Source organism: Caulobacter sp. (assembly GCF_965279145.1).
Lineage (GTDB): Bacteria > Pseudomonadota > Alphaproteobacteria > Caulobacterales > Caulobacteraceae > Caulobacter.
Genome location: NZ_OZ257139.1, coordinates 3,247,178 through 3,272,792 on the forward strand (window position 1 = coordinate 3,247,178; position 25,615 = coordinate 3,272,792).

At 66.7% G+C, this 25,615-nt stretch carries 26 protein-coding genes; 14 read left to right on the top strand and 12 right to left on the bottom strand.

What is annotated here, in order from left to right; translation table 11 throughout:
• Window positions 1-166: 166 nt before the first annotated feature.
• Window positions 167-1,948, bottom strand: coding sequence for a patatin-like phospholipase family protein (locus ACQY9P_RS15215; protein WP_421738444.1), 1,782 nt, complete (start codon window positions 1,946-1,948; stop codon window positions 167-169).
• Between the two features lie 166 nt (window positions 1,949-2,114).
• On the opposite strand from ACQY9P_RS15215, the gene ACQY9P_RS15220 reads away from it, so the two are divergent.
• Genes ACQY9P_RS15220 through ACQY9P_RS15245 form a run of 6 tightly spaced genes read left to right on the top strand, consistent with a single transcriptional unit; the run spans window position 2,115 to window position 8,806 of the window.
• Entirely contained in the window at window positions 2,115-3,707 is a 1,593-nt protein-coding gene (locus ACQY9P_RS15220) for a carboxyl transferase domain-containing protein (protein ID WP_421738443.1), read from the top strand.
• 2 nt (window positions 3,708-3,709) lie between these two features.
• The gene (locus ACQY9P_RS15225) at window positions 3,710-4,252 is read left to right on the top strand and encodes a GNAT family N-acetyltransferase (RefSeq protein WP_421738442.1); all 543 of its coding nucleotides are present in this window, start codon (window positions 3,710-3,712) and stop codon (window positions 4,250-4,252) included.
• Window positions 4,249-5,088, top strand: a complete 840-nt coding sequence (locus ACQY9P_RS15230; RefSeq protein ID WP_421738441.1) for an enoyl-CoA hydratase-related protein — start codon at window positions 4,249-4,251, stop codon at window positions 5,086-5,088. The genes ACQY9P_RS15225 and ACQY9P_RS15230 overlap by 4 nt, the downstream gene beginning before the upstream one ends.
• 36 nt (window positions 5,089-5,124) lie before the next feature.
• The gene (locus tag ACQY9P_RS15235; RefSeq protein WP_421738440.1) at window positions 5,125-6,426 is read left to right on the top strand and encodes a DUF3667 domain-containing protein; all 1,302 of its coding nucleotides are present in this window, start codon (window positions 5,125-5,127) and stop codon (window positions 6,424-6,426) included.
• 9 nt (window positions 6,427-6,435) lie between these two features.
• Window positions 6,436-8,397: an acetyl/propionyl/methylcrotonyl-CoA carboxylase subunit alpha gene (locus ACQY9P_RS15240; protein WP_421738439.1), complete on the top strand. Its 1,962-nt coding sequence runs from the start codon at window positions 6,436-6,438 to the stop codon at window positions 8,395-8,397.
• Window positions 8,398-8,407: 10 nt separating this feature from the next.
• Complete coding sequence (locus ACQY9P_RS15245; protein WP_421738438.1) at window positions 8,408-8,806, top strand: DUF1489 family protein; 399 nt, start codon at window positions 8,408-8,410, stop codon at window positions 8,804-8,806.
• 1 nt (window position 8,807) lies between these two features.
• Here the strand turns inward: ACQY9P_RS15245 and panC are convergent, their stop codons facing one another.
• Entirely contained in the window at window positions 8,808-9,668 is an 861-nt protein-coding gene (gene panC, locus ACQY9P_RS15250; protein ID WP_421738437.1) for a pantoate--beta-alanine ligase, read from the bottom strand.
• A gap of 203 nt (window positions 9,669-9,871) precedes the next feature.
• Between panC and ACQY9P_RS15255 the strand changes: the two genes are divergently transcribed.
• The gene (locus ACQY9P_RS15255; protein ID WP_421738436.1) at window positions 9,872-10,708 is read left to right on the top strand and encodes a division plane positioning ATPase MipZ; all 837 of its coding nucleotides are present in this window, start codon (window positions 9,872-9,874) and stop codon (window positions 10,706-10,708) included.
• 43 nt (window positions 10,709-10,751) lie between these two features.
• Window positions 10,752-11,177 (top strand): J domain-containing protein, encoded by a 426-nt coding sequence (locus tag ACQY9P_RS15260; protein WP_421738435.1) that lies wholly within the window; start codon window positions 10,752-10,754, stop codon window positions 11,175-11,177.
• A gap of 190 nt (window positions 11,178-11,367) precedes the next feature.
• Here ACQY9P_RS15260 and ACQY9P_RS15265 read toward each other — a convergent pair whose 3' ends face one another.
• On the bottom strand, window positions 11,368-12,660 hold the full coding sequence (locus ACQY9P_RS15265) for a serine hydrolase (RefSeq protein WP_421740089.1): 1,293 nt from the start codon (window positions 12,658-12,660) through the stop codon (window positions 11,368-11,370).
• A gap of 287 nt (window positions 12,661-12,947) precedes the next feature.
• Here ACQY9P_RS15265 and ACQY9P_RS15270 point away from each other — a divergent pair, with 287 nt between their 5' ends.
• The 4 genes from ACQY9P_RS15270 (at window position 12,948) to ACQY9P_RS15285 (ending at window position 15,914) form a co-directional block, all read left to right on the top strand.
• Window positions 12,948-13,382 (top strand): phasin family protein, encoded by a 435-nt coding sequence (locus ACQY9P_RS15270; protein WP_421738434.1) that lies wholly within the window; start codon window positions 12,948-12,950, stop codon window positions 13,380-13,382.
• Window positions 13,383-13,519: 137 nt separating this feature from the next.
• Complete coding sequence (locus ACQY9P_RS15275) at window positions 13,520-13,981, top strand: RidA family protein (protein ID WP_421738433.1); 462 nt, start codon at window positions 13,520-13,522, stop codon at window positions 13,979-13,981.
• Entirely contained in the window at window positions 13,981-14,754 is a 774-nt protein-coding gene (locus tag ACQY9P_RS15280) for a glycerophosphodiester phosphodiesterase (RefSeq protein ID WP_421738432.1), read from the top strand. Before ACQY9P_RS15275 ends, ACQY9P_RS15280 begins: the two co-directional genes overlap by 1 nt.
• The gene (locus ACQY9P_RS15285) at window positions 14,751-15,914 is read left to right on the top strand and encodes a GNAT family N-acetyltransferase (RefSeq protein WP_421738431.1); all 1,164 of its coding nucleotides are present in this window, start codon (window positions 14,751-14,753) and stop codon (window positions 15,912-15,914) included. Before ACQY9P_RS15280 ends, ACQY9P_RS15285 begins: the two co-directional genes overlap by 4 nt.
• Here ACQY9P_RS15285 and ACQY9P_RS15290 read toward each other — a convergent pair.
• Window positions 15,911-16,399: a pyridoxamine 5'-phosphate oxidase family protein gene (locus ACQY9P_RS15290; RefSeq protein WP_421738430.1), complete on the bottom strand. Its 489-nt coding sequence runs from the start codon at window positions 16,397-16,399 to the stop codon at window positions 15,911-15,913. The genes ACQY9P_RS15285 and ACQY9P_RS15290 overlap by 4 nt on opposite strands.
• 51 nt (window positions 16,400-16,450) lie before the next feature.
• On the bottom strand, window positions 16,451-17,044 hold the full coding sequence (locus tag ACQY9P_RS15295) for a DUF4287 domain-containing protein (RefSeq protein ID WP_421738429.1): 594 nt from the start codon (window positions 17,042-17,044) through the stop codon (window positions 16,451-16,453).
• 53 nt (window positions 17,045-17,097) lie between these two features.
• Between ACQY9P_RS15295 and ACQY9P_RS15300 the strand changes: the two genes are divergently transcribed.
• Window positions 17,098-17,529: an HIT domain-containing protein gene (locus tag ACQY9P_RS15300; protein ID WP_421738428.1), complete on the top strand. Its 432-nt coding sequence runs from the start codon at window positions 17,098-17,100 to the stop codon at window positions 17,527-17,529.
• Between the two features lie 6 nt (window positions 17,530-17,535).
• On the opposite strand, the gene ACQY9P_RS15305 is transcribed toward ACQY9P_RS15300, so the two are convergent.
• The 5 genes from ACQY9P_RS15305 to ACQY9P_RS15325 all read right to left on the bottom strand — a co-directional run bounded on the left by ACQY9P_RS15305 (window position 17,536) and on the right by ACQY9P_RS15325 (window position 22,641).
• Entirely contained in the window at window positions 17,536-18,003 is a 468-nt protein-coding gene (locus ACQY9P_RS15305) for an SRPBCC family protein (protein ID WP_421738427.1), read from the bottom strand.
• Between the two features lie 17 nt (window positions 18,004-18,020).
• Window positions 18,021-18,353: an ArsR/SmtB family transcription factor gene (locus tag ACQY9P_RS15310; RefSeq protein ID WP_421738426.1), complete on the bottom strand. Its 333-nt coding sequence runs from the start codon at window positions 18,351-18,353 to the stop codon at window positions 18,021-18,023.
• A 93-nt stretch (window positions 18,354-18,446) separates the two neighbouring features.
• Entirely contained in the window at window positions 18,447-20,783 is a 2,337-nt protein-coding gene (gene clpA / locus ACQY9P_RS15315) for an ATP-dependent Clp protease ATP-binding subunit ClpA (RefSeq protein ID WP_421738425.1), read from the bottom strand.
• A 13-nt stretch (window positions 20,784-20,796) separates the two neighbouring features.
• Window positions 20,797-21,126, bottom strand: a complete 330-nt coding sequence (clpS, locus tag ACQY9P_RS15320) for an ATP-dependent Clp protease adapter ClpS (protein ID WP_421738424.1) — start codon at window positions 21,124-21,126, stop codon at window positions 20,797-20,799.
• Between the two features lie 258 nt (window positions 21,127-21,384).
• A complete protein-coding gene (locus ACQY9P_RS15325; protein WP_421738423.1) occupies window positions 21,385-22,641 on the bottom strand; it encodes a DNA polymerase IV in 1,257 nt (418 codons plus the stop codon).
• 102 nt (window positions 22,642-22,743) lie between these two features.
• Between ACQY9P_RS15325 and ACQY9P_RS15330 the strand changes: the two genes are divergently transcribed.
• The gene (locus tag ACQY9P_RS15330; protein WP_421738422.1) at window positions 22,744-24,006 is read left to right on the top strand and encodes an FkbM family methyltransferase; all 1,263 of its coding nucleotides are present in this window, start codon (window positions 22,744-22,746) and stop codon (window positions 24,004-24,006) included.
• A 15-nt stretch (window positions 24,007-24,021) separates the two neighbouring features.
• Here ACQY9P_RS15330 and ACQY9P_RS15335 read toward each other — a convergent pair whose 3' ends face one another.
• Window positions 24,022-24,909: an ROK family protein gene (locus ACQY9P_RS15335; RefSeq protein ID WP_421738421.1), complete on the bottom strand. Its 888-nt coding sequence runs from the start codon at window positions 24,907-24,909 to the stop codon at window positions 24,022-24,024.
• Window positions 24,906-25,553: a hypothetical protein gene (locus tag ACQY9P_RS15340; RefSeq protein ID WP_421738420.1), complete on the bottom strand. Its 648-nt coding sequence runs from the start codon at window positions 25,551-25,553 to the stop codon at window positions 24,906-24,908. Before ACQY9P_RS15340 ends, ACQY9P_RS15335 begins: the two co-directional genes overlap by 4 nt.
• Between the last annotated feature and the right edge of the window lie 62 nt (window positions 25,554-25,615).

Genomic DNA, 25,615 nt, shown 5'->3' on the forward strand with positions numbered 1-25,615 from the left:
GCTTCTCTATCGGAAGCCTGACTTAACTATAGGGTGAATCGAACGTTAATAAAGGTGCGATTGCACCCCGCGCGCGCTCAACCGCGCGCCATTTGTCGCACCCGTGGAGAAAGGCGCCTTCCTTGATGTCTGGCGGGGGCGCATTCTGGGTTGACCCGAAAGATCATCATCGCGCGGCGAGATTGAAAAGTCCGCGCGCGCGCTCGGCCAGGCTGGGGCGGCGGCGCAGGTCGGCAACGGGACGGTCAAGCCCGTCCAGCGCCAGGGCGGCGGCCATCTTGCCGGCTTGAACCGCGGGGGCGAAGGCTTTCCAGTCGCGGATGTCGATCTTGTCGAGCTTGGGTGTGATCAGCACGTCCGAGGCTTCGCGGCTGGCGGCCAGATCGCGGCCTGTCGACACCGTGGCGGCGCGCATCAACAGGGCGACGATCGGCGGGCCCTTGCGCCATTCGCCCGACCAGAACCAGTTCCAGAGCGACGGGGGCGTGACGACGTCCTCGCCGGTGATGCTGCGGCCGCGCGTGACGTCCACGCCGACGATCGGGCCCAGCTGCATCGAGCGCATGACGTCGGCCGGGAAGTTCTTCATCACCGCGCCGTCCACCAGAACCGCCCCGTCCAGGCAAACCGGCGGCAGTACGCCGGGTAGCGAGATGGAGGCGCGCAGGGCGCTGTGCAGCGGGCCCTGGCGATGCAGGTGATAGGAGCCCGAGGTCAGGTTGGAGGATACGCAGAAGAACGGCAGCCACAGGTCGCTGATCTCGATGTCGCCGAAATGCTCCTCCAGCCGCACGCGGACCTTGTCGCCCCGGGTCATGGCGATCATCGGAAAGGCGATGTCATCGACAGGGCTGGATTCGACGAAGGCCTTGCGGATGCGGGCCTCCATCTCGCCGTCGTCCCAGCCCATGGCCAGACCCGCCGCGATCACCGCGCCCATCGAGGCGCCACCGACGAAGTCGATGGGAATGCCGCGCTCGCGCAGGGCCTCTATGGCGCCGATATGGGCATAGGCCCTGGCGCCGCCGCCCGATAGCACCAGCCCCACCGACTGACCGGTGAGCACTCGAGCCAGGCGTTGCACGTCGGCCATGCCGTTCTCGCGCACATGGAACAGGCGCGCGGCTTGTGTGGCGGTCACCCACGCCGCCGAGCCGCTGGGCTGGCTGAGGTTGGCCGACTGCAGCAGGATCAGGTCGACCAGCCGCTGGGCCTGCAGTGGGCCAGAGGCATAGGACGGGATCGCGGCGGGCGGCGGGCGGTCGCCGCGTCCGATGCGAAATAGGCGGTCCACCTGACGGCCCACCACGTGTTTCCAGGCGGTCTCGTCGGCCTCGGCGACATAGAGGACGAAGTCGTGCTCGCGCTCCACATTGGTGAACCACTCGGTCGGGGCCAGGGCCGACTCGCTGCCTTCAACGGTGACGGAGTAGCCGAGGGCCTCCATGGCGCGGGCGATGCGTTCAACGATCGGTCGGATGGCCTGACCGGCTTCGACGGCGATGAAGCCGAAGACCGAAGGGTCGCCGATCGCCGCGTGGGTCTGGGCCTGGCGCGCGCGACGGATCATCAGCCGCGACAGTTCCAGCATCACCGTGGGGTCTTTTTCGGCCGCCGCGAAGAATTCGGCGCGGGGCAGGGCCAGGATCTCGCTGTCTCGCAAGGCCACCAGATTGGCGGAATGGGGCATGCCGCCGATCAGGGCCATCTCGCCCGCGGGTTCGCCGGGGCGGATCACGCCCAGGAATTGCGGCTCCTGGCCTTCCTCCCGGCGAAATGCGCCGAGCCGACCCGTCCGCAGAAAATAGAGCTGGTCGGCTTCCTCTCCGGGGGCGTAGAGCGTTGCGCCGCCGGGCAATGAGAACCACGTGGCGGCGCCGTCGCGTCGTTCGCGGGCGAACAGGCGCGCCAGGGCTGAGTCGTCGAAGGCGTCCAAAGGCGTTCCCACGTCCGGACGCTAGCGTGAATGGGAAGACTTGACCATCGGGGCGCGATCGGTCCGACTATCGCGCTTTCCAGCGGCGTGATCGCGGAGGGTTTTCGCGGCTTGGCGCGTTATGTGAGGCGAAAATGACCGCCTTTCGAGATTGAATGGAAAAGGCTATCCCTCGCTCATGCCGAAGCTGAACTCCGTTGTCGATCCTTCGGGCGAGACCTTCGCCCGCAACGCCGCCCACAATCGCGGCCTTGTCGAAGAGCTGCGCCAGCGGGTGGCCACGGCCGCCCTGGGGGGATCCGAAGCGACCCGTCAGCGCCATGTAGCGCGGGGCAAGCTGCTGCCGCGCCAGCGCGTCGAGCGGCTGCTGGATCCAGGTTCGCCGTTCCTCGAGATCGGCCAGCTGGCCGCGTGTGACCTCTATGATGGCGAGGCGCCCGGCGCCGGCGTGATCACCGGAATCGGCCGGGTGTCAGGCCGCGAGGTGATGATCGTCGCCAACGACGCCACGGTGAAGGGCGGCGCCTATTTCCCGATAACGGTGAAGAAGCACCTGCGCGCCCAGGAGATCGCCCAGCAGAACCGTCTGCCGTGCGTCTATCTGGTCGACAGCGGCGGCGCGAACCTGCCCCACCAGGCCGAGGTCTTCCCCGACCGCGACCACTTTGGCCGCATCTTCTTCAACCAGGCCCGGATGAGCGCGGCGGGCATCGCCCAGATCGCCTGCGTCATGGGCTCGTGCACCGCCGGCGGCGCCTATGTGCCGGCGATGAGCGACGAGACCGTCATCGTCCGCGACCAGGGCACCATCTTCCTGGCGGGGCCGCCGCTGGTGAAAGCCGCCACGGGCGAGGTCATCAGCGCCGAGGAACTGGGCGGGGCCGATACGCACGGCCGCCGGTCTGGCGTTGTCGACCACGTGGCCAATGACGATGAGCACGCGCTGGAGATCGTCCGCTCCATCGTCGCCAACCTCAACACCACTAAACCGTCCGCACTGGTGATCACCGAGACCCGGGCGCCGCTTTACGACGCCGAGGAGCTGTACGGCATCGTTCCGACCGACGTCCGCGCGCCCTACGACGTGCGCGAGGTCATCGCCCGTATCGTCGACGGCAGCGAGTTCGACGAGTTCAAGGCGCTGTACGGCACGACCCTGGTCTGCGGCTTCGCCCGCATCTGGGGGCAGCCGGTGGCGATCCTGGCCAATAACGGCGTGCTGTTCAGCGAGAGCGCCGTCAAGGGCGCGCACTTCATAGAACTGGCCTGCAAGCGCAAGATTCCACTGGTCTTTCTGCAGAACATCTCGGGCTTCATGGTCGGCGGCAAGTACGAGGCCGGCGGCATCGCCAAGGACGGGGCCAAGCTGGTCACGGCGGTCGCCTCGGCCGAGGTGCCCAAGTTCACCGTGCTGATCGGCGGCAGCTTCGGGGCCGGCAATTACGGCATGTGCGGACGGGCTTACAGCCCGCGCTTCCTGTTCACCTGGCCCAACAGCCGCATCTCGGTGATGGGGGGCGAGCAGGCCGCCAGCGTGCTGGCCACCGTTCACCGGGACGCCGCCAAGTGGAGCGACGAGGAGGCCGAAGTCTTCAAGGCGCCGATCCGCCAGAAGTACGAGGACGAGGGCAATCCCTATCACGCCACCGCGCGCCTCTGGGACGACGGCATCATTGATCCGGCGCAAACCCGCGACGTCCTGGGTCTGGCCATATCGGCCAGCCTCAACGCGCCGATTCCGGAGACGACGTTCGGCGTCTTCAGGATGTAGCCATGATTGCCGCGCCGCATCCTCGTCTGGTTCCCTGGACCGAGGCGCTTTTCCCGGCTTGGGAAGCGCTGAACCGTGATCCAGTGGTCGCCCACTGGCTGGGCGGCGCGATGAGCGCCGCCCACAGCCGCGCCACGTTCGAGCGCGTGGCGTCAGGCCTCGCCGACAACGGCTGGGGAGTCTGGGCGGTGCTGGATGAAGCGGGCGAGGCCGTGGGCGCGGCGGGGCTGCACGCCCTGGACGGCGCCCTGGGCTTTGGTGGCGTTGAAGCCCTATGGCGCCTGAGGTCCGACGCCGTGGGGCGCGGCCTGGTCTCTGGCGTCATGCCGGCGATCCTCGCCGACGGGTTCGCGCGTCTGCCCGTCGAAGAGATATTGGCGTTCACGGCCCGCTCGAACGTTCGGTCCCAGTCGGTCATGCGGCGGCTGGGTTTCCTGCGCGATGAGCCTCGGGATTTCAATCATCCGGGCCTGTCTCAGGACCACCCGCTGCGACCGCATGTGATGTACTGTCTGCCCAGAGTTCAGGAAGGCCCAGACCAATGACCAACCCTATCGCCGATCCGATTGTCGAAGTTCCCGACACCGACGCTGTGAGCCCGCTGGTTCACCTGGAGAGCACGCCCGAAGGGGCGGTGACCGTGTGGATCAATCGGCCCGAAAAGAAGAACGCCTTCGACGCGGCGACCATCGCGGCCCTGCGCGAGGCGTTCGAGACCCTGCACGGCGCCGAGGGCGTCCGGGTGGTGTTCCTGCGCGGCATGGGCGGGGCGTTCAGCGCCGGCGCCGACCTGAGCTGGATGGCCGACGCGGTGGACTGGAGCGAGGACGACAATCGCCTCGACGCCCTTGAACTGGCCCATATGCTTAAGGCCTTGCACGACGTGCCGGCCCTGACCGTGGCCCTGGTCGAAGGCCCCGCCTTCGGCGGCGGCGCCGGTCTGGTCGCGGCCTGTGATCACGCCATGGCCACGGCGGACGCGACTTTCAGCTTCTCGGAGGTCAAGCTGGGCCTGACCCCCGCGACCATCAGCCCCTATGTCATCGCGGCTCTGGGGCCGCGCACGGCCAAGCTGCTGTTCGCCACGGGCCGGGTGTTTGACGCCGATGCGGCCTGGAGCTACGGCTTGGTCGATGAAGTCTTCGACGATGTCGCCGGCCTCGAGGTGGCGCGCGACACCCTGATCGAGGAGATGGCCGCCTGCGCCCCCGGCGCGATCGGCGACGCCAAGGCGCTGGTCAACGACTTTGCTGATCAGAAACTCGACAAGGGTCTGATCGAGGAGACCGCCAAGCGCATCGCGCGCCGCCGCGTTTCCGAAGAGGGCCAAGAAGGGGTGCGCGCCTTCCTCGCGCGTCGTAAACCGGTCTGGTCAATCTAGGCGCGATTCAGAGCGCGGATTCAGGCCGGGGGCGGTATGACGGGTGAACTCGAGGCGGCGGCGGCGGACTCCATCACGGATGTCTTCCGCCCCAGAAGGAAAAAGCCGTTCGACAGGCAGGGCCAGCCCTGCGCGAACTGCGGCGCGCCGCTGGAAGGCTGGTACTGCCATTCCTGCGGCCAGAACGCCGACACTCATCACCGCTCGATCCTGCACCTGATCTGGGAAGCCATCGAGGGGATGTTCCACCTTGATGGCCGCCTGGCCAAGACCCTGCCGCTGCTGCTGTTCAGGCCCGGCGTGCTGGCCAAGGACTATATGGAAGGCCGGATCGCGCGGCACGTGCCGCCGTTCCGCACGTTCCTTGTGGCCCTGCTGTTGTTCATCTTCGCGGCAGAGCACGCGATCCATAAGATCAAGCACCACCAGGAGGTCGAGGCCGAGCACCGCGCCGCTGAGTTGGCCACGCCGCAGGGCCGCGCCAAGGAGGCCGGCAAGCTGCGCGCCGAGGCTGTCGAGACCCGCGATGAGGCCTTGAAGGAGGCCGCGATCGATCGCGACGAGGCGCTGAAGGATCCCGACCAGGACAAGGCCAAGGTCGCCGCCAGCTATGTCGAGGACGTCCAAGAGGTTCAGGACCGCTATGCGGAGAGGATCGCCAAGGCCGACGCTATCGAAAAGGACCCCAAGGTCGCGCAGGAGCTCTCGCGCAAGCTGACGGGCAAGGCGGCCGCCGACAAGATCCGCAGCCTGAAGTTCGAGGATGGGCCAGACGCCCTGGAAGCTCAGGCCCAGGCGATGGCCGAAGACAGTCCGCACGGCAGGCCCGTAACCAAGCCCGCGCTGACCTATTCCGAGACCCAGGCGCACTCCACCAACACCGTCCATTTCCAAAGCTCGGTGGTCAAAGGCAACTGGCTCAAGGAGCGCACGGCCAAGGCCGTTGAGAATCCTGACTACTACCTGCTGGTCATGTTCGGCTGGGCCCACCGCCTGGCGGTGCTGCTGCTGCCGATCATCGGGCTCAGCCTCGCGCTGGTCTATGTGAACAAGCGCCAGTATTTCATTTACGACCATCTGCTGGTGGCGACCAACCTGCTGTCGTTCTCGTTCCTGACCAACGCCGTCGGCATGGTGCTGCCCGCGCCGTTGATCGCGCCCTGGTTTGTGCTGCTGGCATTCTGGACGCCCATCAACCTCTTCCAGACCCTGCGCGGGGGCTATGGCTCCAGTATTTTTGGCGCGCTGCTCAAGACCTTTATTGTCTGGTTCATGAGCGTCACGGCCTTCACGCTCCTGGTGGTCGGCTTGATGATTTTCACCCTCTACCAAATGTAGGCCCAGCCCTTGATCTCTTCCGTCCTCATCGCCAACCGGGGTGAAATCGCCCGTCGGATTATCCGCACAGCCCGTGAGCTGGGCGTGCGGACCATCGCGGTCTATTCCGAGGCCGACGCCGACGCGCCGTTTGTGATGGAGGCCGACAGCGCCATCCTGATCGGGGCGGCCCCGGCGCGGGAGAGCTATCTGGTTCCGGAGAAGATCCTGGCGGCCGCCCGGCAGATGGGGGCCGAGGCGATCCATCCCGGCTACGGCTTCCTGTCCGAGAACGCCGACTTCGCCCAGGCGGTGCTCGACGCGGGTCTGGTGTGGATCGGCCCGCCGCCCTCGGCGATCCGGGCCATGGGCCTGAAGGATGCCGCCAAGAAGCTCATGATCGCGGCGGGCGTGCCCACCACGCCGGGCTATCTGGGCGATGACCAGTCGGTTGAGCGTCTGGGCAAGGAAGCTGACGCCATCGGCTATCCGGTGCTGATCAAGGCCGTGGCCGGCGGCGGCGGCAAGGGCATGCGCAAGGTGCTGGCCGCCGCTGACTTCGCCGAAGCCCTGGCCTCGTGTCAGCGCGAGGCCGCCGCCAGCTTTGGCGACCAGCGCGTGCTGCTGGAAAAGTATGTCACCCGTCCGCGCCACATCGAGGTGCAGGTGTTCGGCGACAGCCACGGCAATGTCGTCCACCTGTTCGAGCGCGACTGCTCGCTGCAGCGCCGCCACCAGAAGGTTATCGAGGAGGCTCCGGCCCCCGGCATGGACGAGGCCACCCGTCAGGCCGTCTGCGCCGCCGCGGTCAAGGCCGCCAAGGCCGTGAACTATGTCGGGGCCGGCACGGTGGAGTTCATCGCCGACGCCAGCGAAGGCCTGCGCGCCGACCGCATCTGGTTCATGGAGATGAACACCCGCCTGCAGGTCGAGCACCCGGTCACCGAGATGGTCACGGGCCAGGATCTGGTCGAGTGGCAGTTGCGGGTGGCCTCGGGTGAGCCCCTGCCGCTGGAGCAGGACGAGATCGAGCTGGACGGTTGGGCCATGGAGGCCCGCCTTTATGCCGAGAACCCCGTCACCGGCTTCCTGCCCAGCACGGGCAAGCTGAAGCATTTCCGCCTGCCCGAGGGCGACGTCCGTGTCGACAGCGCGGTGGAGGAGGGCGGCGAGGTTACGCCCTTCTACGACCCGATGATCGCCAAGCTGATCGCCCATGGCGTCGATCGTGAGGACGCCGCCCATCGTCTGGCCGAGGCCTGCGGCCTGGTCGAGGTGTGGCCGGTCAAGACCAACGCCGCCTTCCTGGCCAAATGCGCCAGCCATCCGGACTTCGTGGAGGGCCTCGTCGACACCGGCTTCATCGAGGCGCGGCTGGACGACTTGGTCGAGCGCACCTTTAGCGACGCCCCGACCCTGGCGGCCATCGGCCAGCGCCTGGAAGGCTTCATGGACGCCGATCAGCCCAAGGCCGATCCGTTCGTCAGCGCGCCGTCGCGTCTGCTGGGCTTCCGCATGAACGCCCCCCGCGCGGCCATGGACCTGCCGATGAGCATCGACGGCCGCAAGGTCCCGTTGCGAGTCGCCCTGGCCGGTGGTCGCGGTGATGACTGGTCCTGGGACATCACCGTCGAGGACGGCCGGGCTCTGGACGATGTCGACGTCTTGCCCGGCGCGCATGGCGATGGCCCCCTGCGGGTGTTCGAGGGCGGCGACGTTCAGGAGTTCGACTTCAGCTATCAGGGCGGCGGCGCCCATTCGGCGGCTTCGGACGGCGCGATCCTGTCGCCGATGCCGGGCAAGATCGTCTCGGTCGCCGTCGAGGCGGGCCAGAGCGTCGTGAAGGGCCAGACCCTGCTCACCCTTGAGGCCATGAAGATGGAACACGCCCTGGCCGCGCCGTTCGATGGCGTGGTGGCCGAGCTCTCGGCGACGGCCGGGGGTCAGGTCAGCGAAGGCGTGGTGCTGGCCCGACTGGAACCGGCGGCCTGATCACCCGACCATGGCTCTGCACATCATCAAGCTGGTCGTCGGCTGCGACACGATCGAAGACCTGCTCGCCTGGCACAGGACCGGCGAGCCGTGGATCATGCATACCCGCATGACGCCCAAGCGCATCGACGAGGTGCTGGACGGCGGCTCGTTGTACCGCGTGTTCAAGGGGCAGGTCCTGTGCCGCCAGAAGATCCTCGCCATCGACACGGTGGGCGAGGGCGCGGCCAAGCGCTGCGAGGTGACGGTCGATCCGCCGATCATCCGCGTGGTCCCGCAGCCGCGTCGCGCCTTCCAGGGCTGGCGCTACCTGCCGCCCGAGGATGCGCCCGCCGACCTCACCGAGAGCGAGGCGGCCGAGATGCCGCTGGATCTGGCGCGTCAGCTTCGCGAGCTGGGCGCCTGGTAGGCTAGACAGCCATGTTGTCGATCAGGCGGGTCTTGCCCAGCCAGGCGGCGACCAGGATGCGGCCTTCCGCGTCGCCGATCGGTCCGGGGCCTAGTTTCGAAAGGTCCGAGGCTTCGCGGACATCCAGATAGTCGATCTGGCCAAAGCCGGCGGCGGTCAGGGCGGCCTTGCCGGCGGCCTCGGCCTCGTCGATCCGTCCGCCTGAAGCGACCGCGTGCGCGGCGGCGCGCAGGGCGTTCGGCAGGGCCACGGCGATCTGGCGCTCCTCGGCGCTGAGATAGGCGTTGCGCGAGGACAGGGCCAGGCCGTCCTCCGCGCGGGCGGTCGGCGCCGAGACGATCTGCGTGGGGAGGTCCAGGTCGCGGGCCAGGCGCTTGATGACCTGCAGCTGCTGATAGTCCTTCTCGCCGAACACCGCGTAGTCGGCCTGGCTCTGGATCAGCAGCTTGGCCACCACGGTGGCGACGCCGCCGAAGAACTGCGGTCGGGCGGCGCCCTCCAGCGGCTCGGAGACGCCCGAGACGTTGATCGCGGTCGAGAAGCCCGGCGCGTACATCTCGGCTGCCGAGGGGGCGAACATCAGGTCGCAGCCGACCGAGGCCAGCATCTCGGCGTCGACGGCCTCGCCGCGCGGATAGGCGTCGAAGTCCTCGTGCGGCGCGAACTGTTTGGGATTCACAAAGACGCTGGCCACCGTGCGGCGGGCCTTGGTCTGGCCCAGCTTGACCAGGGTCAGGTGGCCGTCGTGCAGGGCGCCCATGGTTGGGATCAACGCCACCTGGTCGCCTTGAGCCTTCCAGGCGGCCACGTGGGCGCGCATCTCGGCGACGGTTCGGACGATGATCGGGGACGCTTGGGCCATCGGGGCCTCCTGTACCAGCAGGCGTCGGCTTATGGCCGAGGGGCGCGGCGGCGTCCACCTTGCCGCTCAGGCAGGGCGCGGGTGCGACATCCCCTGCGACAAAAGGTGCTGTGGATCAACGTGATGACCGCTCGGCTGCGCCTTGGACGCTGTGTTAACGTTTCGTTGACCGTGCGAGTCGCGGCGAGAGAAGGAGCGAGCACATGGCCGAAACGCGCGTGATCGTGGTCGGGAACGAAAAGGGCGGGGCGGGCAAGTCCACCATCGCCGTGCACCTCGTGACCGCCCTGCTTTATGGCGGCGCCAAGGTGGCGGTGATCGATCTGGACCTGCGCCAGTGCACCTCCATGCGCTTCTTCGAGAACCGCCGCGCCTGGCTCGAGAACAAGAAGCTTCCGTTGCCCGAGCCGATCCAGATTCGTCTCAGCGAGGACGACATCGCCCTGGCCGCCGCGCCGGAAGCCGAGCAGATCGAGCGTTTCGAGGTCGCCTTCGCGCGCGGCCTGGAAGAAGCCGATTTCGTGCTGATCGACACCCCCGGCGGTGACACCGCCATCTCGCGCCTGGCCCATGGCCGCGCCGACCTGATCGTCACGCCGATGAACGACAGCTTCGTCGACTTCGACATGCTGGGCCACGTCGATCCCGTGACCATGGAGCTGACCACGCCCAGCCTCTATTCCCAGTCCGTCTGGGAAGCCCGCAAGGCGCGCGCCATGAGCGGGCAGCGCCAGGCGCTGGACTGGGTGGTGCTGCGCAACCGTCTGGCCACCACCGAGGCCCGCAATCGCAAGCGTCTTGAGGATCGCCTCACGGCCCTGGCCAAGCGGGTCGGGTTCCGCATGGGACCGGGACTTCGCGACCGCGTGATCTATCGCGAACTGTTCCCGTTCGGCCTGACCATCGCCGACCTGTCGCCGCAGGTTCGCCCGGTGCCTGTGTCGCTGCAGCATCTGGCCGCGCGTCAGGAACTGCGGGCCCTGATGCATTCGCTTGGCCTTTCGGCCTATTCCGGGGAAACTCTGCTCGCTGCCCAATAGGGTCCCGCTTGGGGATTCCCGACGGGCGGTCAGCGGAACCGCGATGATCTATCTGTTGCTTGGCGCGGCCGTGCTGGCCCTGGTGTTCTGGGGCGGCAAGCGGCCGCTGGTGAAGGGGGACGGCTGGCGCGTCGGCGCGGGCGTCGCCGCTTTCGCCGCCTTCGCGGGCGCGGCTTACACCACAATTCGCGGCGGCTGGGGCACGGGCATTGTGCTGGGCGTCGTGGGGCTGTGGAGCGCTTCGGAAGCCCGGCGCCGGCCTTCGGCGCGGAAGGCCGCTCAGCCGACGGTCTCCGGCCCCAGTCTCACGGAAGCCCGCTCCATCCTGGGCGTCGGCCCCGACGCCACCGCCGAAGAGATTCGCTCGGCCCATGCCCGCCTGATCCGTCTGGCTCACCCCGACAAGGGCGGCACGGCCGGGCTGGCGGCGCAGCTCAACGCCGCCCGTGATCGTCTCTTGAAGCGCTAGGCGGCAGCGACCAAAGCTTTTTATTCCGCTCTCCCCGGCGAATGCCGGGGCCCAGATCGAACCCGGAGACGGGGTTGGTCGGGTTGAGTCGGGAGGCGCGTTATCCCCAAACGCTCAGGCTGAATCTGGGCCCCGGCATTCGCCGGGGAGAGCGGGGGTTTGGATAGGCCTGTAGACTAGGCGTCGCGCCTCAGCGCGGCGACAGCACCATGCAGGGCTGGCGCTTGGCCGAGATGGCGGCGCAGGCGCTGCGGGCCGCTTCGGCGGTCAGCCCCTGAAACTGAGCGCGGAAGGATCCGCCGGCGGCGCCTTCCACCGCGCCCTCGGCGTCGGCCACGAACTTGGCGAAGCGGCCGCGAACGATCGACAGCTGCTCCTTGGCCAGCCCCTTGGACTTGAAGGCGCCGACCTGGACGGCCCACTCGCCCTTGGGCGTCTTGGCCTGGGCGGCCTTGAAGCTGGGCGCGACCTTGACCGGCGCGGGCGCGCGCGGGCTTTCGGTAAGCACGATCTTGAGGCTGGACTGGTCGCCATCACCCTGTTCGACCGAGGGGCGCATGATCGGGCCGGCGGGCTCGTCCTCATAGAGGTTGGCGGCGATGGTGGTGCGGTCGCCGCGCGCGCGGCGCTTGAGCACCTCGAAGCCTGTCAGCAGCAGGTCTTCCATGTTGTTGTCACGCCAGGCGGTGGAGGAGCCGCCCAGGACCACGGCGATCAGGCGGCGACCGTCGCGAACGGCCGAGCCGGCGAGGTTGAAGCCCGACGCGTTGGTGTAACCGGTCTTCAGGCCGTCAAAGCCGTCCATGCTGTCGAGCAGGCGGTTGTGGCCCTTGATGTAGTTGCCGCGGAAGGTGAAGCCCTTGACGCTGAAATACGAATAATACTGCGGGAAGTCGCGCATCGTGGCGCGCGACAGGATGGCCAGATCGCGGGCGGTGCTGATCTGGCGGCTGTCGGGCAAGCCCGAGGCGTTCACGAACCGGCTGTTGCGCATGCCCAGTTCCTGACCGCGCAGGGTCATGAGCGCCGCGAAGCGCGCCTCGCTGCCGGCCAGCTTTTCGGCCATGGCGACGGCGACGTCGTTGGCCGATTTGACGGTCATGGCGCGGATGGCTTCGTCCACGGTCAGGCTGTCGCCCGCGGGCAGGCCTAGCTTGGTGGGAGCCTGGGCGGCGGCGCGGGGGGAGATTACGACACGGTCGGTGGGCTTCAGGCGGCCTTCGCTCAACGCCTCGAAGGCGAGATAGAGCGTCATCACCTTGGTCACCGAGGCGGGGTAGCGGGGGCTGTCAGCCCGTTTGTCGTAAAGAACTTCGCCCGAATTCGCGTCGATCACGATCGCCGCATATTTCGGCTCCGCGGCGTTCATCTGCAGATAGGGGATCTGGGCGGCCGCCGTCGTCGGCGCGACGGCGCCGAGGCAAGACAGAGCGAGACCAGCGACAGCGAGCAGGAAGCGGGCGGATCGAAACTTGGCGAACATGCAATGAGCGTCCGTCATTTGAACTGAGCGGTTCCGCACCGCCACACGCGTGAGCCTAGCATGAACTGACCCGCCTTTAGCCAAAGTAAACAACCGGTGAGCGATCGTGTCGCGGGTGCGGAAAAAATGTGCGCGTTGCGGCCAAGCTTCAGCTTACCCTTAGGTCATGGTGCGCTGCACAATTTTCTTGACTGCTGCACTGCAGCATGGCAAATCACCGTTGTCCCAAAGCATGGGGCTGCCTGCTCAGCTTCGCCATGCCCCGCCACATTGCCAGGAGACTCCCCATGGCCGCCGCCGAAACGATGAAGAAGACCGTCGAACAGTTCAGCACCGCTTCCAACCAAGCCTTCAAGGACGGTGTCGAGAAGTCGCTGGCCGCGCTGGCCGAAGCCAACACCCATTCCAAGAAGAACCTGGAAGCCGTCGTCGCCTCGGTGACCGCCGCCACCAAGGGCGCTGAAGCCCTGGGCGCCCAGACCTTCGCCTACTCCAAGAAGGCCGCCGAAGATCAGGTCGCCGCCGTGAAGTCGCTTGCCGCCGCCAAGAGCGTGCAGGAAGCCATGGAACTGCAGACGACCTGGGCCAAGTCGGCTCTGGAAGCCTACATCGCGCAGATGAGCAAGGCTTCGGAGATCGTCTCGGCTTCGATCAAGGACTCGATGAAGCCCCTGAACGAGCGCGCCAGCGCCGCCGTCGAAAAGTTCCAGGCCGCCCGCTAAGGCTGCTCAGGGGGGCGAGCTCTTCGCTGGCCCCCGCGGACTGAAATGAAGGCCCGAACCCGTGAGGGTTTCGGGCCTTTTTTCTTGTGCCCGCCCTTGGCGACGTTAAGCATTGCGCCTCGTGAACGGAGTGCGTGATGTCGAAGATTGAAGACCGCCTGAACGAGCTTGGCGTGGTGTTGCCGCAACCGGTCGCGCCTGTCGCGAACTATGTGCCGTTCGTCCGTTCGGGGAACCTCGTGCACATCTCCGGCCAGATCTCGCTGGACGCGTCCGGCGGCATCAAGGGCACGGTCGGTGTCGACGTCGATCTGGAAACCGCCCAGAAGGCCGCGCGCCTGTGCGGCGTCAACCTGCTGGCCCAGATGAAGGCGGCCTGTGACGGCGACCTCGATCGTGTGGTCCGCGTCGTCAAGCTTGGAGGCTTCGTCCAAGCCGGACCCGACTTCATCGACATTCCCAAGGTGGTCAACGGCTGCTCGGACCTGATGGTCGAGGTGCTGGGCGACGCCGGCCGCCACGCCCGCTCGGCGGTGGGGGTCTATCGCCTGCCTCTGGGCTTCGCGGTCGAGGTCGATGCTGTGGTGGAGATCGCCTGATGCGCCCCCACGAGCGTCCCTCCGCCGAGGTGTTTGGCGAAGCCTGGGAGCGCCTGTTCGAGCCCGCCATCGCCCATCGCGGGCTCTGGACGCCCGGCGGCGCGCCCGAGAACTCGCTCGCCGCCTTCCAGGCCGCCTGCGCCAAGGGCTATGCGATCGAACTGGACGTGCAGCTGACCGCCGACGGTCAGGCCGTGGTCTTTCATGACGACAAGCTGGATCGCCTGACCGGCGTTCAGGGCCGCTTGCGCGACCACACCGCGGCCGACCTTGGTCAGATGGCCCTGTCCGGCACCGACGAAACCATCCCCACCCTGGCCGACACCCTGACGATGATCGGTCATCGGGCCATGGTCTATATCGAGCTGAAGACTCCCTTCGGCGAGGTGGGCGAACTGGAGAAGGTGGTCTCCGAGATCCTGATCGATCACAACGGTCCGACCGCCGTGATCGGCTTCAATCCCTATTCCCACGCCTGGTTCGCCGACCATCATCCGCAAATCCTGCGGGGCCTGGATTCCTACAGCTGGAATGACGACAGCGCCCGCAAGCTGGCGCCGGAGATGCGCAAGTCGCTGGCGGCGCTGGAACAGGTCGAGATCGCGCGGCCCGACTTCCTGGCCTTGGGCCTGGACATGCTGCCCAGCGCGCGCGCCGACGTCTATCGCGCCAAGGGCATGCCGGTGATCGCCTGGACGGTGCGCTCACCCGATCAGTGGGACGCCATCAGCGATCATTGCGACAACCTGATCTTCGAGGGCTTCGAGGCGTGACCTCGGTGAAGGCGGCGGTTCGCGTCCATCGCGAGATCGCCGAGATCGGCCGCGAGGCGTGGGACGCCTGCGCCGCGCCGACCGGCGATCCGTTCGTCAGCTACGACTTCCTGTCGATCCTGGAAGAGAGCGGCTGCGTCGGGACCCGCACGGGCTGGGCGCCGCAACACCTGTCGGTCGAGGATGAGCAGGGCGGCGTCGCCGGGGTGATGCCGCTCTATCTGAAGTCCCACAGCCAGGGCGAATATGTCTTCGATCACTCTTGGGCCGACGCCTATGAGCGGGCCGGGGGGCGCTATTACCCCAAGCTTCAGTGCTCCTCGCCCTTTTCGCCGGTCACAGGCTCGCGCCTGATCGTGCGACCCGATATCGATATCGACGAGGGGCGCTCGGCCCTGCTGGGCGGGGCCCTGACCCTGTGCGAGCGCATGGGAGCGTCGTCCCTTCACGTGACCTTCCCCAAGGCCGACGAATGGGAGTGGATGGGCCAGCGCGGCATGCTGCTGCGGCAGGACCAGCAATATCACTGGGAAAACGCCAGCTACGCGACGTTCGACGATTTCCTGGCGGCCCTATCCTCGAACCGCCGCAAGACCATCCGCCGCGAGCGCCGCGACGCCCAGGCCGGGCTGGAAATCGTCGCGCTGACCGGCGACGAGATCACCGAGGCCCACTGGGACGCCTTCTTCGGCTTCTACATGGACACCGGCAGCCGCAAATGGGGGCGGCCCTATCTGAACCGGAAGTTCTATTCGCTGCTCGGCGAGCGCATGGCCGACAAGGTGATCCTGCTGATGGCGCGCCGTCCGGACGGTCCGTGGATCGCCGGGGCGCTGAACCTGCTGGGCCGCGACTGTCTGTATGGCCGCCACTGGGGCTGCACCGAGGACGTGCCGTTCCTGCATTTCGAGCTCTGCTACTACCAGGCCATCGAGCATGCGATCCGCCTGGGCCTGCCGCGTGTCGAGGCCGGCGCCCAGGGGCAGCACAAGATCGCCCGGGGCTATCTGCCCAGCGCGGTCTATTCCGCCCACTGGATCGCCGACCCCATGCTGCGCGAGCCGGTCGCCCGCTATCTGCAGCAGGAGCGCGAGGCCGTGGAACAAGACATGGAAATGCTGACCGAGGAATATTCCCCGTTCCGGCAAGAGGGGCCTTAGGTCAGTTCCACCTTGGCGACCTTGCCCTCGTAATCCTGCTTGGGATCACGGCCGAGCAGCATCTTCACGCCGGCGAACAGGCTATGCTCGTTCAGCCAGATCTGGGCATGGCCGGGATCGAAGCGCAGCAGGCGCAGCTTGGGATCGTCCTTGCCTTGATACCAGGCCGCGACGAAGGGATTCCACAGGCGCTCGACCGTCGTATGGTCGGTATCGACGGTGATCCGGCCATCGATGGTGGCGAACAGCTCGTGACCCTTTGAAACGAACTGGATCAGGCCCTCACGTTCCGCGCCGCCGATGGACTTCACCAGATCATTGTCGTCCGACGTGAAGACCCACAGCGGTCCGCTGTGGTCGCCCTCGAACTGGACGGTCATGGGTTGCCCCTTGCCGTCCGGATCGTCGGGCAGGCCCAGCATCACGGTGCGGTCGGACTTGAGCGCCTTCCAGAGCTTGGCGGCGAGTTCGGCTTCGTTCGACATGGCGTTCTCCATATGTGGAAAGCCAACGATGAAGCGGGGGCGGATGTTCCGTCAGGACTTTTCCCAGGCCGTTTTCAGCAGCGCCTTGAGGTCATCATCGACGTCGGCCGGCGAGGCCAGGGCGATCCTGGCCTTCAGCCGTTCGGACCAGCCTTCCTTGCCGGGGGCGGAGAGGCGAGGGGACGCCTCGGGCGCTGTCGCCAGCCCCAGCACGGCCGTCCCGCCCTTGACGGGTTTGAGCGCGGCGAACTGGAACTGGTTGGACCAGGCGGTGAAGCCTTTCCGCTGGCCGGTGACCAGGCCCGGGAAATCCGCCACGGCGGCTTCGACGGCTTCCAGGATCGCCGTGGCGGCGGCGTCGGTCCACAGCGCCTTGCGCAAGCCATCGGCGTCTTCCCAGCCCATCTGGGAGGGAAAGGCTTCGGACAGGATGAAGGCCGCCCGATTGGCGCCGATGCCGTGGGTGTCCTTCAGCCAGACGGCCCGGGCGCGGGGCTTGGTCTCGGGGCAGTCGCGCCGCACGATCTCCACCCAGTCAGCCAGGGGCTTGCCTGTCTCCCGTTCCAGATTGTCGCGGATCGACGCGAACCACTTCTCCTGACGTTCGGTCAGGCCCTGGGGCTTGTCGACGGGCCGGCTCGTCATGCTTGCGCGCTCCCCCTGGTTTGCTACGACGGCGTCCCGAACAGGAGACGGCCATGAGCCTTCACGGAACCTACGACCCCGACAACATCTTCGCCAAGATCATCCGGGGAGAAATGCCGGCGGTGAAGGTGTTCGAGGACGATCAGGTCCTGGCCTTCATGGACGTGTTCCCGCAGTCGCGCGGCCACATGCTGGTGATCTCCAAGACCTCCAAGGCCCGCAACCTGCTGGACGCCGAAGCTAAGACCCTGGGCCGCCTGATCGGCGCCACCCAGAAGGCCGCCGCCGCCGTGACCGCCGCCCTGAAGCCTGATGGCGTGATCGTCACCCAGTTCAACGGCGCGCCCGCCGGCCAGACCGTGTTCCACCTGCATTTCCACGTCATCCCCCGCTATGAGGGCGAGGCGCTGGGCCGGCACGGCGAGGGCATGGCGGATGTCGAAGACCTGAAGATCCTAGCCGAGAAGATCGCGGCGGCGCTTTAGAAAACTCTAGGCGCCTTTCAGCGCCAGACTTTCTGCCAGCTTGCCCAGCAGCCACTCCGTGCCTTCCTGGCGGCTGCCGGCGTCGTCGTAGCCGTCCAGGAACGCGCCCTGTTCGGTGAAGATCAGCCGGGTTCCGGCGCCCTGGGCCTTGAACTCAATGGTGGCCAGCGACACCGAGATCCGCGTCTCGCCCAACACCATGTCGTAGGTGTAGATGATGCGCTCGTCGGGGACGATGTCCTGATAGACGCAGTTGAAGATGTGGATCGGGGCGCCGGCTGGACCGCCCGAGCTGATCTCGCGCCCTCCGACCCGGAAATCGAATTCCGCCGGCCCCTTTTCCCACTCGTCAGGCCCTCCGAACCATTTGGCCTTGGCCACGGGGTCGGCGAAGGCCTTGAACACCCGGGCGGGCGAGGCGGCATAGGTTCGTTCGATGGTGAACATGGCGTGGGTGACGGAACGTTGCGTCATGGTGTTTCTCCCTCGTGTCAGTCGTCTTCGCCTCGGGCGAGATAGTCGCCCAGGCGGTCCAGCCGGCGTTCCCAGCCGATGCGGCGGTCATTGACCCAGCGTTCGACGGCCTGGAGGGCGTCGGGATCGATCCGGCAGGTCCGGACGCGGCCGACCTTCTCGGATTTCACCAGGCCGCTGCCTTCCAGGATCGCCAGATGCTGCACGACGGCCGAAAGGGTCATGTCCAGCGGCTGCGCCAATTCGCTGACCGAGGCGGCGCCCCGGCTCAGGCGTTCGACCATGGCCCGCCGGGTAGGGTCGCCCAGGGCCTGGAACATCAGATCAAGGGGCTGCTGATTGTTTAGCATAAACTAAAGTATCAAGGCGACGGGCGGACGCAAGCCTGAATCGAAAGAGGCCCGGATTGCTCCGGGCCTCTCGCTTGGTCTGGGGGTCGGGTTCTACTCGACCAGGGCCGGCTCGGCTTCGGTCTCGGTGGCGGCCGAGCCCTTGGCGGGCTTTTCCGGCGTGCTCTCGATCTCGAAGTCGATCTTGCTGTCCTTGAGGATGATCTTGACGTGGCCGCCCCGCACCAGACGTCCGAACAGGATGTCGTCGGCCAGGGGCTTCTTGATGTGCTCCTGGATGACCCGGCCCAGCGGACGGGCGCCATAGAGCTCGTCGAAGCCGTTCTTGGCCAGCCAGTCGGCCGCATCGTCGGTCAGTTCGATCGTCACGTTCCGGTCGGCCAGCTGGGCCTCCATCTGCATGACGAACTTCTGCACGACCTGACGGATGATGTCCGGCGTCAGAGGCTTGAATTGCACCACGGCGTCAAGCCGGTTGCGGAACTCCGGCGTGAACAGGCGCTTGAGGGCGGCCTCTTCCTCGCCAACCACCTTGTCGCGACCAAAGCCGATGGACTGGCGCTGGGCGTCCGAGGCACCCGCATTGGTGGTCATGATCAGGACCACGTTGCGGAAATCGACCTTCTTGCCGTTGGAGTCGGTGAGAACCCCATGATCCATGACCTGCAGCAGGATGTTGTAGACGTCCTGGTGAGCCTTCTCGATTTCGTCGAGCAGGACCACCGCGTGCGGGTGCTGGTCGACGGCGTCGGTCAGCTGGCCGCCCTGATCATAGCCGACATAGCCGGGAGGAGCGCCGATCAGGCGGCTCACGGTATGGCGTTCCATGTATTCGGACATGTCGAAGCGGATCATCTCGATGCCCAGCGTCAGGGCCAGCTGCTTGGCGGCTTCGGTCTTGCCGACGCCGGTCGGGCCGCTGAACAGGAACGAGCCGATCGGCTTGTCCGCGTCGCGAAGACCGGCGCGGGCCAGCTTCATGGCCGAGGACAGCTGCATGATCGCGTCGTCCTGACCGAACACGGCGCGCTTCAGATCCGTTTCCAGCTCCTTCAGCGCCTCGGTGTCGGACTTGGAGACCGACTTGGGCGGGATGCGGGCGATCTTGGCTACGACGGCCTCGATCTCCTTGACGCCCAGCACCTTCTTGCGACGGTTCTCGGGCAGCAGCATCTGGCCCGCGCCGGCTTCGTCGATCACGTCGATCGCCTTGTCGGGCAGCTTGCGGTCGGTGATGTATTTCGCCGACAGCTCGACGGCCACCTTGATGGCGTCGTTGGTATATTTCAGCTTGTGGAAGTCCTCGTAGTAGCTCTTCAGCCCCTTGAGGATCTTGATGGTGTCTTCCACGGTCGGTTCGTTGACGTCGATCTTCTGGAAGCGACGGACCAGGGCCCGATCCTTCTCGAAGTGCTGACGGAACTCCTTGTAGGTGGTCGAGCCCATGCAGCGCAGGCTGCCTGAAGCCAGGGCCGGCTTCAGCAGGTTCGAAGCATCCATCGCCCCGCCGCTGGTCGCGCCGGCGCCGATCACGGTGTGGATCTCGTCGATGAACAGCACCGCGTTGGGGTGGTTCTCGAGTTCCTTGACCACCTGCTTGACGCGTTCCTCGAAGTCGCCGCGATAGCGGGTGCCGGCCAGCAGCGCGCCCATGTCGAGCGAGAAGATGGTGGCTTCCGCCAGGACCTCGGGGACCTGATGGGTGATGATCTTGCGGGCCAGGCCTTCGGCGATGGCGGTCTTGCCGACGCCGGGCTCACCCACCAGCAGGGGGTTGTTCTTGGTGCGGCGGCACAGGATCTGGATCGCGCGTTCCACTTCGTTCGCGCGGCCGATCAGGGGGTCGACCTTGCCCTGGCGGGCCTTCTCGTTGAGGTCGACGCAATAGGCTTCAAGAGCCTCGCCACCGGTCTTGGTGTTGGGCTTTTCGGCGTCGTCTTCGGTCGTGCTGTTGCTGGCGCCCTTGACGGCCTTGGGCTCGGACGCGCCGGCCTTCTTGGCGATGCCATGGGCGATGAAGTTCACCGCGTCATAGCGCGTCATGTCCTGCTCTTGCAGGAAGTAGGCGGCGTGGCTTTCGCGTTCGGAGAAGATGGCGACCAGCACATTGGCGCCGGTGACTTCCTCGCGGCCCGACGACTGCACGTGGATCACGGCGCGCTGGATCACGCGCTGGAAGCCGGCGGTCGGCTTGGCGTCTTCCTCGTCGTCGACGACCAGCGAGGCCAGTTCGACGTCGAGATAGTTGGCCAGGCTCTTCTTCAGCGCGGCGAGATCGACGTCGCAGGCGCGCATCACCCCGGCGGCGTCATCGTCGTCGGTGAGGGAGAGGAGCAGATGCTCCAGGGTGGCGTACTCGTGCTTACGCTGGTTGGCGTAGGCCACGGCGCGGTGGAGGGATTCTTCGAGAGGGCGAGAAAACGAGGGCAAGGGGGGAGGCTCCTCAGTCTTTTTCCATGGTGCACTGCAAGGGATGCTGATGACGTCGCGCCGAGTCTATGACCTGCGCAACCTTCGTTTCAGCAACTTCGTAAGTATAAACGCCGCATACGCCGACACCGTGCTGGTGAACGTGCAGCATTATCCGGGTCGCATCTTCGCGCGACTTGTTGAAAAAGCGCTCGAGTACGTACACGACGAATTCCATCGGCGTGTAGTCGTCATTCAGAATCAGTACTCGATAGAGCGAAGGCTTCTGTGTCTTCGGCTTCACCTCTGTGACGACCGAAGATCCAGATCCGTTGTTTTGTCCGCCTTGCTTTCGCTCGGCCATTGACCGTTTTCTCCCGACGGGCCGAACCACCCGCCTTACTAGGATTAGATATGGAAACGCGCGGGCTTTGGAAGAGGCCGACGCGATAGTGCGCCGCTTTAACACAGGGGCGCCCTGTAAAATGACTTCACGATTGGGAGAACGGAGGCCGTGCGATGACGGTTTCCTGGGCGAGGAGCCGAAATGGTGCGCGGCGATGCGTCGCGCAAGGGGTGGGCGTGTACGGACCCGCGCCCGGGCTGGGTGGAAGGGGGCGACTCACCGGCTCTTGAGCGCGCGTCCGGTCATGACAGCTCCCGCGCCGAATTTGCCGCGCAGGACGTCGATGGTCTGTTCGTTTTTCAGCGCCCGGCGCTCATCGCTGGCGAAGAAGTCATCGGCCGCGCCCTCGGCGGGGACGAACTCGGTCAGGCCCGCGCCGATCAGGCGGTAGTAGGTCCCGCCTGGTTCGGCGGCCAGCAGCTCGCGAGCCACCTGGAACAGCGTGCGCGCCGTCTGGGTCGGCACCGCCAGGGTGCGGCGGCGGGTGTGGACCTTGAAGTCGGGCGTGCGCAGCTTCAGCGTCGCGACCCGCCCGGCCACGCCCTCGGCCCGGGCCTGACGCGCCACCCGCTCGCAGAGCGGCCAGAGTTCGTCCTCCAGATCGTCGCGCTTGAAGAGGTCGTCATTGAAGGTGGTCTCGGCGCTGATCGTCTTGCGCACCTGATCGGGATCAACCGCGCGGGCGTCCTGACCGTGGGCCAGGCGATGCAGGCGCAGGCCGCCGGAGCCCAGAACGGCGGCCAGGTGCTTGAGGTCGGCGGCGGCGATGTCGCCCACGGTGCGAAAGCCTTCGGAAGCCAGGGCTGTCACGGTGGCGGGGCCCACCCCGGGCAGGATCGAGACCGGCTTGCTGGCCAGAAAGCTCTGGGCCTCGGCCGCGCCGATGGCCGAGAAGCCGCGCGGCTTGTCCAGTTCAGAGGCGATCTTGGCCAGGAACTTGTTGGGCGCCAGGCCGATCGAGACCGTCAGGTTGATCTCACTTTCGATCTCCGCCTGAAGCCGCGCCAGCATCACCGCCGGCGGCGCGCCATGCAGCCGCTCGGTCCCCGACAGGTCGATCCAGGCCTCGTCCAGCGACAGGGGCTGGACCAGCGGGGTCAGGGCCGAGAGCTTCTCCATGATCCGCCGGCTCTCGTGCTTGTACTTGGCGAAGTTGGGCTTGATGACCACGGCCTCGGGGCACAGCTTCAGCGCCTTGTACATCGGCATGGCCGAGCGGGCGCCGCTCATGCGGGCGATGTAGCAGGCGGTGGTGACCACCCCGCGCTTGCCGCCGCCGATGATCACCGGCTTGTCGCGGATGGACGGATCGTCGCGCTTCTCGACCGAGGCGTAGAAGGCGTCGCAGTCCAGATGCGCCATCGACAGCGCGCCCAGTTCCTCATGGAAGACGACGCGTGGAGAGCCGCAGACGGGGCAGCGTCGCGCCCGGTCCTCGCCCGTCCAGAAACAATCGCGGCACAGCGCCTTCATTCTCAAGTCTGTCTCTTCGCCGGCCCGAAACGCAAGGCGAGCCTATCGCGAATCGACGCGAGAGCGTCAGCTTCGGCGGCGGCTGTCAGCGGGATAACTCCATTGGACCTCAAGCTCTTTCAACGCCTGCGTCTGCAGGGCTACATGCCGGCCACGGTGCTGGATATCGGCGCCAATGTCGGAATGTTCACCTGGTCGTTCCTGCAGGTGTTCCCGTCGTGCAAGCCGACGATGATCGAGCCCAATCCCCATTGTGAGGAGAGCCTGGCCAAGCTTCCCTTTGAACGGCACATGGTCGCCGCGTCGAACGAGAACGGGGAGGCCGAGCTTTTCCTGACCCGCGAATGGCTGCAGTCGACCGGCAGCTCGCTCTATCGAGAGAATTCGGAGCACTTCCGCGACGAGGTCGTCATTCGCGAGGCCGTGCCCAAGGTCCGTCTCGACGACTTGCTGGCCGACCGTCAGTTCGATTTCGTGAAGATCGACACCCAGGGCGCGGAACTCGACGTTCTGCAGGGCGGGCGCGAGGTCATCGCCAAGGCCGACTATGTGATGATCGAGATCTCGCTGGCCGACTACAATCCCGGGGCCGGTCGCGCCGAGGAGATCATCGAGGCGCTGGCGTCGATGGGCTTTGTCACCACCGAGACCCTGGCGCTGTTCCGCTGGCAGGGCGAGCCGGACGGCAAGGTGGTGCAGATCGACTGCATCTTCGAGCGCCGCGTGCCGCGCCCCTCGCAGGGCGGCATGTTCGCTCCAAAGGGCTCAACGGGAGAGCTCGTCGCCTTCCTGCAGGACCAGAAGCAGCGGAACTGGAACTTCAGCGTCCTGCGGATCGGCGCGGCGTCACCCGATCTGAGCGGTCTTGCGACGGTCTCGATCGGTGATCCCGAAGGCGGGGCGGCGACCCATTTCACCGGCGACCTGAACAGCGAGAGCACCTGGCGGCCGCTGCTGGATCACGTGGCCCGGCACGGGCGGTTCTCCTATGCGCTTTGCGATCACGTGATCCAGCGGATGACCGATCCCGATCTGCTGCTGCGCATGCTGCCTCTAGTCGCCGAGGCGGGCTTCCTGTCCGCGCCCGGCCGCTACACGGAGGTCAGCAGGCCCGAGGGGCCCTATCGCGGCGTCATGGATCATCGATGGATCCTGGATCAGTTCAATGGTCAGCTGACCCTGGCGCCGAAGCTGGGCCTGCTGGAATACATGGCCCTGGAGAACGAGAGCGCCTTCGCCGACTACGTGGCGTCGGAATACCAAGTGACCTGGCGCGGAGGGCTGGATGTGCGTCACCTGCTGGAGCCGGGACTGGATCGACAGGCGCTGATCGAGCGCTACAGCGCCTTTCTGGATCGCCCCTGATCTGGGTCCCTTGATCTAGGATAGCGGCCACAGCCAGGCCGCGCCGCGAACGCCGGAACTGTCGCCGTGGATCGCCTTGCGCACCGGCGTCTCGAAGGTGTCGGAAAAGACGTGCGGGGCAATGGCGGACGGCAGCCGGTCATACAGAGCCTCGACGTTCGACATGCCGCCACCCAGCACGATCACGTCCGGATCGATCAGATCGCACATCGCCGCCAGGGCGCGGCTCAGCCTGTCGACATAGCGGTCCAGCGCCGCCGCAGCCGAGGTGTCGCGGGACTCGACGGCGGCCATGGCGGCCTGACCGCTGGGGTGGCCGGCGTCGCGCGCGAAGGCCGGGCCGGCGATCCAGGTTTCCAGGCACCCCTTGCGGCCACACCAGCAGGCGGGGCCGGGATATTCCTCTGGCGCGGGCCAGGGCAGGGGCGTGTGGCCCCATTCGCCGCCGATGCCGTTGCGGCCCTCGATGATCCTGCCGTCGACCACCAGTCCGCCGCCGCAGCCGGTGCCCAGGATGGCGGCGAACACCACGCCCGCGCCGGCTCCCGCGCCGTCGGCGGCTTCCGACAGCGCCAGGCAGTTGGCGTCGTTGGCCAGCCGGACGGGGCGTTCCAGGCGAGCGGTCAGGTCCTGCTCGAAGGTCCGTCCGTTCAGATAGACGCTGTTGGCGTTGCGGATCAGGCCGGTTCGCGGCGAGATCGAGCCGGGAATACCCATGCCCAGGTGCGTCGCCTTGGCGCCGGCCATGCATTCGGCGTCGACCAGCAGGTCGGCGACCACGCTCAGGGCGTCATCATAGTTCCCGGGATTAGGCTTGCGGACGCGGGCCACGAAACAGCCATCGCCGTCCAGGGCGGCGGCTTCGATCTTGGTGCCGCCGAAATCGACGCCGAAACGGATCATGCGAACAGTCGCGCCTCGATCGCCGTCTTCAGGGTTGGCCAGTGGTCTATGCGGGTGTGGCGGTCAGGCGCGGTGGGGGCCAGCGGGCGGAGGCGCTCGTCGGTCACCATCTGGAAACGCCCGACGCCCGGGGCGCTGGCCGCCACCGATTCCAACTGCGGCAGCAGGTCGTCAATGAACACTGACGGACCGGTCGTGCGCCCCGCCAGCCCCGCAGCGGGCGGGCCTTTGGGGCCGCTGTTGATAATCAGCGGATAGTCGAAGCCGTGCGTCTTCAACCATCGGGCCCGCGCCACGCGGCCATGTTCGGGCGCGTTGGTCAGGATCACGACGCCCGCGCGGGTCGAGAGGTCGGCCAGGGCGTCGGCCGCGCCCTCGGCGGGCGCCAGGTCGTCTGCCCCGTCGCGGAAGAAGTCGTCGAACAGCACCTTGCCGGCGATCAGGTCCAGGTGATCGGTCTCGCCGGGGCGATAGATGTTCTGGAACAGGGCGAAACGGTCGACCCGAAGTTCGAAGCCGTGACGACCCACGAACGCGCCGAAGCCGCGCATGAACTGGGCGAGAACCTCGTCGACATCGACAATCACCAGCGGCGCGGCGGGATCGATGGCAAAGGCTTCACTGTCGGAGTAACTGAGTTCCATGATCTGCGATTGGCCGGTGTTAACGCGATTAGCGCGGGCTTAAGGATATTCGTGCGATCTGG